A 12207-nucleotide genomic window follows, 5' to 3' on the forward strand; every position below is an offset into this window, starting at 1 on the left:
GGTGAACCGGCACGGGTGACGCCGGGGTCAATGGTGCAACCGGCGGACCCGCCAGGCCAGCACGCTGGCGGCGGCGAGCACGACCGGCGCTATCACGGCCGCCAACCAACCGCCGATGACAACCACGGCCGGTACGGCGCTCCAGAGCACGACGGTCAACAGGAGCAGAAGTCTGCCCCGGCGGTGCTGGGCACGATCGCTGAGCCGGGCGACGAAGTCCGGGTCGCTGATTCTCAGCTGGCGGGTGATCTCGTCGAACCGACGCTGATCCTCTTTGCTGAGCATGGCGGCAGCCTTCCCCTCACGCGTCAACTGTCCGGGGCGGGGATACCCGATCCGTAGCCGCTCTCACTCCCGCTCCCGATCGCCTGCGTTCCAGCGCTCGGATTGCCGCAGGTTTTACTTATTCCCACCTTAAGTTTGCCTTTACCGCCGAATCCCGGTCCGTGCTACGAGCAGGTTACGGATCCCTTCGTAACCACCGGCCCGGCGACATCGGTGCTGCTGGCGACCGTTGCCGTGCGCCCCGGTCGAAACCGCGCGCCGGTGATTCCCCTTCAGGGTTGCTTAAGTCGCTGCTGGAGGGCGGTTTCGGCGACCTTGAAGCGGATCGGCGGCTTGGTTACTTTGCCGTAGCAACCCCCCTCAGTAACCGCCGCCGGATCACCGCCCCTGCCGTTTACGCGGCTGAATCCGGCGCGCCTCAGCAGACGGATTGGTACATGGCTGACCAGAATGTGCCACCACGCCGATCGCGTGACGACAGCCCTTGGGACGGTCGACCCCAGCCCGGCGCCGACGGATACCGGGCCGCGCCCGGCCAGTCCGCGTACGGCCGCCCGGCCCCCGGATCCGACGCGTACCCGGACGCGCGCTACCCGCAGTCGGCGGGTCACCAGCAGTACCCCGGCTACCCCCAGCCGGGCCACCCGCAGCGTGGCCCGCAGCACCCCGACCAGTACGTGGACCAGTGGACCCAGGAGCACCGCGCCGGTGGCACCGGGCACCGGGGCCCGCAGTGGGTCGGTCCGGAGGGCTTGGAGCCGCAGGGCCGCGACCCGTACGCCGGGCCGTCGCAGCTTCCCGAACTGGACGACGACGGTGAGCCGGGCAAGCGCAACGTCGGGCGTCGCCGGGCCCTGGTCGCGCTGACCGGTGCCGCCGCGGTGGTGGCCGGTGCCGGTGCGATCGCGATGGCCTCGCGCGGCACCGAACTGGGCGACAAGATCCTCGGCAACACCCCGTTCGGTGGCGGCAACGGCAACGCGACCGCCGCCGCGATCACCGACGGGACCGCCGACCGCCCCAGCGGACAGCAGCCGAGCACGGTGCGTACCTACACCGAGCAGAACGAGAGCTACATGGGCTCCCGGGCCGGGGCCGAGCTGAAGAAGAACGCGCCGGCCAGTGGTCGTACCCTCGCCGGCCCGGCCTCCGCAGCGGCCGAGACCGAGGTCACGGTCAAGACGGTGCTCGCCAAGGACCCGATCCGGCACCTCGCCACCCGGGCCACCTTCGGCGCCACCCCCAAGGTCCTCGCCGAGATCAAGACCATGGGGATCGACGAGTGGCTGCGCTGGCAGCTCGATCCGGACAAGATCGCGCCGACCAAGGGTGAGCTGAAGCTCTCCGAGCTGCCCACCCTGAACCTGTCGATCAAGCAGCTCCGGGAACGCCGCGACACGGTCAAGGACGTCGACAACTCCGACAACGAGTTCGTCTGGGCGTCGGTCGCCCGCCAGATCTGGTCCGACCGGCAGCTCTTCGAGGTCATGGTCGACTTCTGGAACGACTTCCTGCACGTCGCCGCGTTCTTCGACGGCGGTGACATCACCCGCTCGACGTTCGACCGGGACGTGATCCGCAAGCACGCCCTGGGAAACTACGCGGACATGCTGGTCGCCGCGAACACCCACCCGGCGCTGATCGTCTACCTGAACCAGAACGAGTCGCACAAGGACGCGATCAACGAGAACCTGGCCCGGGAGAACCTGGAGCTGTACTCGGTCGGCGTCGACGGCGGCTACACCGAGATGGACGTACGGCAGGCCGCGATGCTCCAGACCGGCCTCGGCGTGGACAAGGACGAGTACGTCTACCGCGCCAACCGGCACTACGTCGGCAAGGTCAGCATCCTCGGCTTCAACAGCGACAACAGCTCCGCCGAGGGCGGCGAGTCGGTGATCAAGGCGTACCTGAAGCACCTCGCCCTGCACCCCTCGACCGCGAACTACATCGCGCAGAGCCTGGCCACCCGGTTCGTCTCGGACACCCCGCCGAAGTCCCTGGTCGAGCGCCTGGCCAAGACGTACACGGCCAACAAGGGTGCGATCAGGCCGACCCTGATGACCCTGTTCAGCTCCACCGAGTTCTGGGGCTCCGTCGGCCAGAAGGTACGCCGCCCGATGGAGTACCTGGTCGCCACGTACCGGGTGCTCGGCATGCAGCCGGACCCGTCGCCGGACTACCAGAAGCGGGCCGACCTCAGGCGGACCCCGTTCGCGGACGGGCTGAACCAGCTCAGGAACAAGATGGAGGAGCTGGGCCAGTTCCCCGCCGGCCTCTCCACCCCGAACGGCTACCCGGACGTCTACGTCGCCTGGACCTCCGCCGGGACCATGGTCAACGGCTGGAACGAAGCCCACGACGTGATCAACGGCAACCGGAAGGTCTTCTCCTACACCAAGCCGGACAAACTGGTGGCGGCCCCGCCGGCCACCGCGGGCGCCTACCTCGACGCCCTGTCGCTGCGGTTGGTGCACCAGAAGCTGACGGACAAGGAAAAGTCCCTGATTCTCGGCATCGCCGGGGTGACCGCCGACGCGAAGGTCGACGCCACGTTCAACGGCGCGATCACCGCCATCGCGCGGGCGCTTCTCGCCTCCCCCCAGCACCACCTCCGGTGAGCTAACAGTGGAGAAGACTGTGCACTCGTACCCCCTGCACCCCGACTGCCCCGACCTGCGGCGTCTCGCCCCGAACCGGACCGAGGCCGTGCTGCGCGCCGAGCACGCCGCGGTGACGGCCGAGAACGCCGCCGTACGCGAGCAGTTCCTCAACCTGTCCGAAGTGGAGGAGGCCCAGCAGGACGGGCGCGGCGTCACCCGCCGTACGTTCGTCGCCGGTGCCGCCGCCACGGTGACCGCCCTGGCCACCACCCAGTTCGTCTCGACCCAGGCATCGTTCGCCGCCACCCCCGGCGGCACCCTGATCCACGTCTTCCTCTACGGCGGGCTGGACGGGCTGAGCCTGGTCGCGCCGGACAACGACCCGGTCCTCAGCAAGGCCCGCCCCGACCTGCTGCTCGGCACCGACTCGCTCGCCCTGGACCGCGGGTTCAAGCTGACCAGCGCGTTCGCCCCGTTGCAGAAGTTCCTGGACGCCGGGCAGCTCGGCTTCGTACCGGCCGCCTCCGACCCTCGGGTGTCGCGCAGCCACTTCCAGGCCGCGGACGCCTGCAACCTCGGTGGCCTGCCGAACGAGACCGGTGGCCGGGGCTGGCTGGACAGCCTGGTCGACGCCCTCGGGCCGGGCACCGCGTTCCGCAGCGTCGGTGTCGGCAGCACCCTGCCGCGCTCGCTGGTCGGCAACAACAGCGCCCTGTCGCTGAACAACGTCGGCTCGCTCGGCTTCAACGGCGACGGCCGGTTCAAGGACGCCACCGCCAGGGCCATCCAGGGCCTCTTCACCGGGATCAACCACCCGGTGGAGGAGTCGGTGATCGCCGGGCTGGGCGCGCTGAAGACCGCGCAGCAGTTGGCCGCCAAGCCGTACGCCCCGGCCGAGGGGGCCGAGTACACCGGCATCGGTAACTCGTTCCGTACCCTGGCCCAGCTCATCAAGGGCGGCGCCAACGTACGGGTGGCGACCATCGGCATGGGCGGCTACGACACCCACGAGAACCAGGGCACGGCGGCCGGCGGTCAGCTCCACAACCGGCTGGGCGAGCTGGCCAAGGGCATGGCGGCGTTCTTCACCGACCTCGGCCCGTTGGCCGCCGACGTGACCATCATGGTCAGCAGCGAGTTCGGTCGCCGGGTCGCCTCGAACAGCGGCGGCACCGACCACGGCCACGGTGGCGTGGTCACCATCCTGTCCGGCAAGAAGCTGGCCGGTTCCCTGCTCGGCAACTGGAACGGGCTGGACAAGCTCGACAGCGGTGACGTGCCCGAGTACAACAACATGTTCAACGTGTACGGGTCGGTGGCCCAGGGCCGCTTCGGCCTGACCGACGCCGAGGTGAAGAAGATGTTCCCCCGTCAGACCTTCACCCCGGTCAAGCTGTACGCGTGACAAACCGGTCGACCTCCACTGGCCACCGTTCCGGGGACTACTCCCGGGACGGTGGCCAGCAGCCGTACGTCTACGCCGACGACGCCCGTTGGACCGACGAGACCCGCTACCCCGAACAGCCCCGCCGTACCGAACAGCCCCGGTCGGGCGGGCAGCAGACCCGGCCGGCGCGGTCGGATCCGCCTGCGGGCGTACCGAACGAGGTGCCGGAGCAGCGGGGGCCGGTGGGCCGGTGGGTGGTCGTCCTCCTGCTCTGGGTGGGGCTGCTGGCCGCGGTGGTGCCGTGGTGGCTGGACACCGAGCCCGGTGCGGTGAACAGCGAGCACGCCGCCCTCACCGCCGCCGGCCGGATCAGCGGCCTGATCGCCGGTTACCTGCTCCTGGTCCAGGTGCTGCTGATGAGCCGGCTGCGGTCGCTGGAGCGGTGGATCGGCGCCGAGCAGCTCAGCCGGTGGCACCGCGACATCGGCGGCACCGTGTTCGTCGCGGTGCTGGCACACGTTGGCCTCATCCTCGCCGGCTACGCCGGCCTGGAACGCAAGACGCTGCTAGCCGAGGCGACCACCCTCCTGCGCGACTACGAGGACATGCTCGCCGCGTTCGGCGCCGCCGCCATCATCGTCCTGCTCGGGTTCACCGGGATCCGGTTCGTCCGCAACGCACTGCCGTACGAGTTCTGGTACTACCTGCACCTGAGCAGTTACGCCGTACTGCTGCTCGGTTTCGGCCACCAGTTCACGTACGGCCAGCAGTTGTTCCGGCCCGGACCGGTGCGGACCGGTTGGATCGCCGTGTACGTCCTGGTGATCGCGGCCGTCGTCTGGGGTCGGGTGTTCACCCCGCTGTGGCTGAACCTGCGGTACCGGCTGCGCGTCGCCGACGTGGTGGCGGAGAGCCGGGACACCATCTCGATCTACCTGACCGGTCGGAACCTGGACCGGTTGCAGGTGCTCGCCGGGCAGTTCTTCCGGTGGCGGTTCCTCTCCGCCGGGCGCTGGTGGCAGTCGCACCCGTTCTCGCTCTCCGCCGCCCGCAACGGCCGCTGGCTGCGGCTGACCGTGAAGGTGGTCGGCGGGCACACGGCCGAGCTGCGCCGGCTGCGTCCCGGCACCCGGGTCTGGGCCTCCGGCCCGTCCGGTACGTTCACCGCCGCGCACCGGGTCGCCGAGCGGTCGCTGCTGATCGCCGGGGGGAGCGGGATCTCCCCGATCCGGGCCCTGCTGGAGGAGTTGCCGCCCGGTGCCGCCCTGATCTACCGGGCCAGCACCCCGGACGACCTGCTGCTCCGGCGGGAGCTGGACTGGCTGGCCGAGGCCCGGGAGACCGAGATGTGGTACGTCCTCGGTTCCCGCAACGACCCCGGTCCGCAGCAGATCTTCACCGCCCGTGGCCTGCGCCGGCTGGTGCCCGACCTGACCGAGCGGGACGTCTACCTCTGCGGGCCGGCGGGTCTGGTCCGCGAGTCGGTCCGGGCGCTGCGTCGTGCAGGGGTGCCGCGCCGGCAGATCCACCTGGCCACGTTCGAACTCTGACGGAGGTTGCACCGTTGCGTCGCGCCATTCTCGGCATCACCGGTCTTGCCGCGAGCACCACCCTGCTGGTGGTGCTCAAGGGCGGGCCGGCGACGACCGCGACCGCCCAGGACGTACCGGTCGGGACGGCGGGTGCGTCGACCGACCCGAGCGCCGGTGCCCCGCCGGAGCCGACCCCGGACCCGGCCGATGGCGGTGCGCAACCGACCGTGTCCGGTAAGCCGGGTGCGCCGAGCGGATCACCCGGAAAGTCACCGTCGAAGACCCCGACCGGCAAGCCCACGTCGAAGGCGCCGACCGGTGGGGGAGCGCCCACCACCACCAAGGCACCCCCGCCGCCGGCCAGCGGCCCCCGCAAGATCGACGGTTCGGTGACACCCGCGGCCGACTTCGGCCTGGTCCAGGTGCAGATCACCGTCTCCGGTGACCGGGTCACCAACGTCATCGCGCTGGAACTGCCGGGCGAGACGGCCACCTCGGAGGGGAACAGCGACCGGGTGGACCGGGCCTACAGCGGGACCGGCGGGCAGGCGGTCACGGCGGCGAACCAGGGCCGGCTGCCGGACACCGTCAGCGGGGCGACCGCGACCAGTTCGGCGTACCGGCGGTCGTTGCAGGCCGCCCTGGACAAGATGTGAGGTCGGCGTGACCAGCGTACGGACCAGGCCGGGGCTGCGCCGGGTCGAGTTCGTCATGGGTACGGCGATCAGCCTCGACCTCGCCGACGACCTGCCCCCGGAGCGCCTCGACCAGCTCGCCGAGCAGGTTTTCGGCTGGATGCGCGAGGTCGACCAGCGGTTCAGCACGTTCAAGGCCGACAGCGAGGTGAGCCGGTTCGACCGGGGCGAGGTGGTGCTCTCCGACGCGTCGGCGGACCTGCGGGCCACCCTGGAACGCTGCGCCGACCTGTGGGGCGACACCGACGGTTTCTTCGACGCGTACGCCACCGGCCGGTTCGACCCGTCCGGGTACGTCAAGGGCTGGTCGGCCCAGGTCGCCTCGGACCGGCTGGTGGCCGCCGGGGCGCCGAACCACTGCGTCAACGCCGGTGGTGACGTCCGGGTACGCGGCCTGTCCAGTTCCGGCGAGCCGTGGCGGGTCGGGGTGCAGGACCCGTGGGACCCGAGCCGGGTCGCGCTGGTGGTGCACGGGACCGACCTGGCGGTCGCCACCTCCGGCGTCTACGAGCGGGGGCACCACGTGATCGACCCGCGCCGGGGCACCCCGGCCCGGGGCCTGCGTTCGGTGACGGTGGTCGGCACCGACCTCGGCACCGCCGACGCGTACGCGACCGCGGCGCTGGCGATGGGGCAGGCCGGAGTGAGCTGGCTCGGCCGGTTGTCCGGGTACGAGTGGGCCGTGGTCACCGACGACCGGCGTACGCCCCGGTCCGACCGCCTGCCGATCACGGACTGACGTACCGTGGTGGGCCGGGTCAGCGCACGGGGCGGTGGGTCCCGGCTGGTCGGGAGCCGGTCGGCCGAGGACCGCCGGGGCGGGATCCCTTCGGTCGGGTCCCCGCCCACCGGCACGGCGGTGAGCCGGTGGCCGGCTCCGCCCCGTCCATACCGCCGGAGGCCGGCGGTGTCTCGTCAGTTCGCATGTCATCCCCCGTGTGCGCGCCGGCTCGGTTTGCCTCTTGCGGTCCCGACCTCGGCTGTGCTACCTGCGTTAACGACCGTTACCTCGGCGGGTCGCTGCATGCCGCGCGCCGACTCGCCCGGACCGGCGTGGGAGCCGGGCGCCACGCGGTGCGGTGGTTCAGTAGCCGCGCCGGGGAGCGGGCAGCCGTCCGGGCAGCAGGGCGACCGGGATCGCCGGGGTGTGCGCCTGCAACGCGTCGACCAGGAGTTCCTGCACGGCGTACGAGTCGGGAAGCTGCCAGCGGACCTCCTCCGGCGGCACCACCCAGCGCACGGTTCCCTCGGGCAGCCGGGTCGGCGGGGCGGGGATCCAGGAGCCGGGACCGTGCCGGACCACGTACAGGCACTGGTCGAGTTCCGGTCGGAGCGGGTCACCGGGGCGGACCAGGAACATCCAACGCCCGCCCGGGGTGAGTGCGACCGGGCCGCGTACCTGGTCGTGGCCGGGGATGGTCACGCCGGGGTGGGGCCGGGAGGCGTCGAGTACGTGCTGGCCGAGGTACGCCGGCACCTCCAGGACGTCGAAGGTGTAGCCGGTGGCGAGCAGTACGGCGTGCGGCCGTACCCGCCACCAGGCGCCGACCCGGGCCGGGTCGGAACTGGCGGCTCCCTCCCACTCCTCCAGGGCGGGGTGGCAGCCGGTGGTGGGGCAGCCGGCCCGGCCGCAGACGAAGCGCTGCCGGTTGAGGAAGGCGCCGGGGGTCACCTCCCAGCCGTGCATGGCGTACCGGACGGCGACCCGCCTCAGGCGTACCCGTTCCAGGGTGGTCAGGCGGGTGATGGGCGGTCGGGTGGTCCCCCACATGGCACGCAGCTCCTCTCGGGGTCGATCAAGGTGAGATCGATGGAGTGGCACCGTCACCGGCGCCGGGCGTATTCGTTGCTCCTGGCATAAAGCCACTTGCAACTTGCATCGAAAAGTACGAGCACCAAACGGGGGTCAGACGCACAGAATGTGCGACCGGCACATAGCGAACAAAACGCACAATGGATCTCGTACGGCAACGAAGCGTACATCTGAAAAGTGAGCCCGATACATACCCGACAGAGCTCGACCGGCCCGGACCGCCGGCATGGCAAAGGGGAGGAACGGACGTGGACGAGCTGCCCATCGGGCGCCGCGTCGCCTATTGGCGTGGTCGACGCAAGTTGTCCCAGCAGGTCTTCGCCGACCGCCTCGGCAAGTCCAAGAGCTGGGTGGACAAGGTCGAACGCGGGGTACGCCGGCTGGACAAGTTCTCCGTCCTCTACGAGATCGCCGACGTGCTCACCATCGACGTACAGCTCCTGCTCGGCAAGGACCCGGAACGGCGTACCGATGCCCTGAACTGCATCGACGAGGTCGAGGTCGAGGAGATCCGGGCCGCACTGGAGCGGTACGTCTCGATGAGCAAGTACTTCGACGCGCAGGTGGTCCCGCCGCCCCTGCCGGAGTTCCGCAAGGCGGTCAGCCACGCCTGGCTGACGTACCAGTACGCGCGCTACGGCGTACTGACCCGGGCGCTGCCGAAGCTGCTGCGCGACGCGCAGGCGGCGGACGCGTACTACACCGGCGACGACGGGCAACTCGCCGCGAGCCTGCTCGGGCAGGTCTACCAGATCGCCTCGTCGGCCCTGCGCAAGCTGGGTGAGCACGAGCTGGCCTGGCTCGCCGCCGACCGCTCCATGGCCGTCTCCGTACGCGCCGACGACCAGTTGCTCGCCGGGGTGGCCACGTACCGGGTCGGCAACGCCCTGCTTGCCCTGGGCCGGGCCCGGTCGGCGCTGGAGGTCAACGTCAACATCGCCAACCGGCTCGCCCCCGGCGGCACCAACGGCGCCGACCCGGACCGGCTCTCGGTGTACGGCATGCTCCTGCTCCAGGGTGCGATGGCCGCCGCCCGGCTGGGCGACAACGCCACCGTCCGGGACCTGATCCGGGGCGCCGAGGAGGCGTCGAACGCGCTCGGCTCGGACCAGAACTACTACTGGACCAGTTTCGGTCCGACCAACCTGGAACTGCACCGGGCGGCGGCGGCGGTGGAGCTGGGTGAGGGCCGGCAGGCGGTCGAGACCCACGAGCAGCGGATCGACAAGCGGAGGTTCGCCGCCCTGCTCCCCGAGCGGCGGGCCCACCACCTGCTCGACATCGCCCGCGGCTTCGCCCAGATCGGGGACGTGAGCAGCGCGGGGGAGATGCTGGTCGACGGCGACCGGCTGGCCCCCTCGGAGATCCGGTGCCGGCCGATCGCGCACGAGGTGATGTCCGACATCCTCCGTCGCACACGTGGTGCGCCGCCCGCGCCGATTGCGGAGTTGGCTGAGCACATGGGTGTCGGCATATGAGTGGGTTGGTGGCCGGATGACCGGGCAACCCCAGCGCAGAGTCCTGTACGTGATCGCCTGTGGGTCCCCGTTGGCCCGCAACGTCGACCGGCTGGTGGCACTCGCCCAGCAGGACGGCTGGGTGGTCTGCGTGGTGAGTACGCCGGACGGGCGCAAGTTCGTCGACGTACCGGCGATCGAGGAGCAGACCGGTTATCCGGTCCGTTCGACGTACAAGTCCCCGGGTGATCCGGACCTGCTGCCGCCGGCCGACGCGATGATCGTCGCCCCGGCCACGGTCAACACGGTCAACAAGTGGGCGGTCGGGATCACCGACAGCCTCGCCCTGGGCTTGTTGATCGAGGGACAGGGGTTGGGGCTGCCGATCGTGGCGATGCCGTTCACCAACGCCGCCATGGCCACCCACCCGGCCTTCCGGACCAGCCTGGACCGGCTGCGCGGGTGGGACGTGACGGTGCTGTTCGGCGACGACGTGCTGCCGCCGTTCGCCCCCGGCAGCGGTGCGCACTACCTCGACCAGTACCCCTGGGAGCTGGGGCGCGACGCCCTGCGGGCCCGATGCGCGGTCAACGGCCTCCCCGGCTGAGCGCCCCGACCGGCCCGGCCCCGGCCCGGTCGGCGGTGGTGCGACCGGACCGACCGGGCGAACCGGCCGGGCCGATCGAGCCGGCACCACGGTCGACGGGCCGACGCCGGTAAGCTGGGCCGCCGTGGGAACAACTGGATCCGAGACGTCGAGCGTGGCCGAAGTGGTGGCCGCGCTGGACCGTCGTTACCCGCCGGCCTGGGCCGAGCAGTGGGATCGGGTCGGGTTGGTGCTCGGCGACCCCGAGGCGCCCGTACGCCGGGTCGCCTGCGTGGTCGACTGCGTGCCGGAGACCGTGGCCGAGGCACTGGCCCGGGGGGCGGACCTGATCGTCGCCCACCATCCGCTGCTGCTGCGCGGAGTGTCGTCGGTCGCGGCGACGACGTACAAGGGTCGGATCGTGCACCAGTTGATCAAAAACGACGTCGCCCTGTACGTCGCGCACACCAACGCCGACGTCGCCGACCCGGGCGTCTCCGACGCGCTCGCCGCCCGGCTCGGCCTCACCGACCTGCGCCCGCTGCGTCCGGCCACCGGCCCGGCGGCGGGAGCGGGACGGGGCGCCGGGCGGATCGGCCGGCTGCCCCGACCGATGACGCTGACCGACCTGACCCGGTACGCGGCCGACGCGCTCCCGCCCACCACCTGGGGCGTACGCGCCGCCGGTGACCCGGACCGGGTGATCCACACCATCGCGGTCAGCGGCGGCGCGGGCGACGGTTACCTCGACGACGCGCGCACCGCCGGGGTGGACGCCTTCCTCACCGCCGACCTGCGTCACCACCCCGCCAGCGAGTACCTGGCCGAGGGCGGCCCGGCGCTGCTGGACGCCGCCCACTGGGCCACCGAACGTCCCTGGTTGGATGATCTCGCGGCCCACCTGCGGGAACACCTGCCCGTCAGCGCGTACGTGTCCGACCTGGACACCGACCCGTGGACGGTCCGGGCCGGATCGCCGTCCCACGGCGCCCCCGCACCACCCGTCACCCCCGTACCTTCGCCTGTGGCCGCCGTACCTCCCGTGCACGCCGCATCCCCCGTGGACAAGGAGCACCTTCTGTGAAGGCCAACCCGCAAGAGCAGCGTCGCCTGCTGGACCTGCAAGCGATCGACACCCAGCTCGCCCAGCTCGCGCACCGGCGCCGCACCCTGCCGGAGCACGCGGAGTTGGAGGCGCTGGCCCGGCAGCTCTCCGCGCTCGAGGACGAGCGGGTACGCGCCCAGGTGGCGGTCGACGACCTCGACCGGGACATCAACCGGATGGAAAAGGACATCGACCAGGTTCGGGCCCGCAAGGACCGGGACCAGGCACGGTTGACCGTCGGTTCCGGCCCGGCCCGCGAACTGGAGGCGATCCAGCACGAGCTCAACTCGCTCAACCGGCGGCAGAGCGAGCTGGAGGACACCGAGCTGGAGCTGATGGAGCAGCGGGAAACCGCCCAGGGTGTGCTGGACGGGATCCTGGAGCGGTTGACCACGACCCGGGAGACGCGCGAGGCGACCGAGCAGCGGCGGGCCCAGTCGCTGGCCGACATCGCCAAGGAGGAGGAGTTCAAGGCCGGCGCGCGGCAGCCGCTCTCAGCGGACCTCCCGGCGGACCTGGTGGCCCTCTACGACAAGATCCGCGAGACCTCCGGTGGGCTCGGCGCGGCGCTGATGACCCACGGCCGGTGCGGCGGGTGCCGGCTGGAGCTCTACGGCGCCGACCTGGCCCGGATCAAGGCGGCGGCGCCGGACGAGGTGGTGCGCTGCGAGGAGTGCCGGCGGATCATGGTCCGGACCGCCGAGTCGGGGTTGTGACCGTGTCAGCCCGTCGGCGCCGGAACCG

At 71.3% G+C, this 12207-nt stretch carries 11 protein-coding genes; 9 read left to right on the top strand and 2 right to left on the bottom strand.

Going from position 1 to position 12207, the window contains the following annotated elements; translation table 11 throughout:
• Positions 1–27: 27 nt before the first annotated feature.
• Positions 28–285, bottom strand: coding sequence for a DUF3040 domain-containing protein (locus tag OIE47_RS22745; RefSeq protein ID WP_326556555.1), 258 nt, complete (start codon positions 283–285; stop codon positions 28–30).
• Positions 286–722: 437 nt separating this feature from the next.
• Between OIE47_RS22745 and OIE47_RS22750 the strand changes: the two genes are divergently transcribed.
• Genes OIE47_RS22750 through OIE47_RS22770 form a run of 5 tightly spaced genes read left to right on the top strand, consistent with a single transcriptional unit; the run spans position 723 to position 7241 of the window.
• Entirely contained in the window at positions 723–2906 is a 2184-nt protein-coding gene (locus OIE47_RS22750; protein WP_326556556.1) for a DUF1800 family protein, read from the top strand.
• Between the two features lie 7 nt (positions 2907–2913).
• Positions 2914–4293, top strand: coding sequence for a DUF1501 domain-containing protein (locus OIE47_RS22755; RefSeq protein ID WP_326556557.1), 1380 nt, complete (start codon positions 2914–2916; stop codon positions 4291–4293).
• The gene (locus OIE47_RS22760) at positions 4290–5825 is read left to right on the top strand and encodes a ferredoxin reductase family protein (protein WP_326556558.1); all 1536 of its coding nucleotides are present in this window, start codon (positions 4290–4292) and stop codon (positions 5823–5825) included. Before OIE47_RS22755 ends, OIE47_RS22760 begins: the two co-directional genes overlap by 4 nt.
• Before the next feature lie 14 nt (positions 5826–5839).
• Positions 5840–6463, top strand: coding sequence for an FMN-binding protein (locus tag OIE47_RS22765; RefSeq protein ID WP_326556559.1), 624 nt, complete (start codon positions 5840–5842; stop codon positions 6461–6463).
• Positions 6464–6518: 55 nt separating this feature from the next.
• A complete protein-coding gene (locus tag OIE47_RS22770; protein WP_326563201.1) occupies positions 6519–7241 on the top strand; it encodes an FAD:protein FMN transferase in 723 nt (240 codons plus the stop codon).
• Positions 7242–7586: 345 nt separating this feature from the next.
• Here the strand turns inward: OIE47_RS22770 and OIE47_RS22775 are convergent, their stop codons facing one another.
• On the bottom strand, positions 7587–8273 hold the full coding sequence (locus tag OIE47_RS22775) for a bifunctional DNA primase/polymerase (protein WP_326556560.1): 687 nt from the start codon (positions 8271–8273) through the stop codon (positions 7587–7589).
• A gap of 290 nt (positions 8274–8563) precedes the next feature.
• On the opposite strand from OIE47_RS22775, the gene OIE47_RS22780 reads away from it, so the two are divergent.
• From OIE47_RS22780 to OIE47_RS22795, 4 genes are all read left to right on the top strand, one after another.
• On the top strand, positions 8564–9793 hold the full coding sequence (locus tag OIE47_RS22780; RefSeq protein WP_326556561.1) for a helix-turn-helix domain-containing protein: 1230 nt from the start codon (positions 8564–8566) through the stop codon (positions 9791–9793).
• A gap of 16 nt (positions 9794–9809) precedes the next feature.
• Positions 9810–10379, top strand: a complete 570-nt coding sequence (locus tag OIE47_RS22785; protein WP_326556562.1) for a flavoprotein — start codon at positions 9810–9812, stop codon at positions 10377–10379.
• Between the two features lie 163 nt (positions 10380–10542).
• Positions 10543–11442: a Nif3-like dinuclear metal center hexameric protein gene (locus OIE47_RS22790; RefSeq protein WP_326563202.1), complete on the top strand. Its 900-nt coding sequence runs from the start codon at positions 10543–10545 to the stop codon at positions 11440–11442.
• Positions 11439–12179 carry a zinc ribbon domain-containing protein gene (locus OIE47_RS22795; protein ID WP_326556563.1) on the top strand — a complete coding sequence of 247 codons (741 nt, stop codon included), beginning with the start codon at positions 11439–11441 and terminating at the stop codon, positions 12177–12179. The genes OIE47_RS22790 and OIE47_RS22795 overlap by 4 nt, the downstream gene beginning before the upstream one ends.
• Positions 12180–12207 lie beyond the last annotated feature (28 nt).

Origin of the sequence: Micromonospora sp. NBC_01796 (assembly GCF_035917455.1) — a bacterium.
Taxonomy (GTDB): domain Bacteria; phylum Actinomycetota; class Actinomycetes; order Mycobacteriales; family Micromonosporaceae; genus Micromonospora_G.

Excerpts from the sequence above, each read along its gene's own strand:
- OIE47_RS22745 (WP_326556555.1), bottom strand. The coding sequence starts at position 285 with ATGCTCAGCAAAGAGGATCAGCGTCGGTTCGACGAGATCACCCGCCAG.
- OIE47_RS22750 (WP_326556556.1), top strand. The coding sequence starts at position 723 with ATGGCTGACCAGAATGTGCCACCACGCCGATCGCGTGACGACAGCCCT.
- OIE47_RS22770 (WP_326563201.1), top strand. The coding sequence starts at position 6,519 with ATGGGTACGGCGATCAGCCTCGACCTCGCCGACGACCTGCCCCCGGAG.
- OIE47_RS22775 (WP_326556560.1), bottom strand. The coding sequence starts at position 8,273 with ATGTGGGGGACCACCCGACCGCCCATCACCCGCCTGACCACCCTGGAA.
- OIE47_RS22785 (WP_326556562.1), top strand. The coding sequence starts at position 9,810 with ATGACCGGGCAACCCCAGCGCAGAGTCCTGTACGTGATCGCCTGTGGG.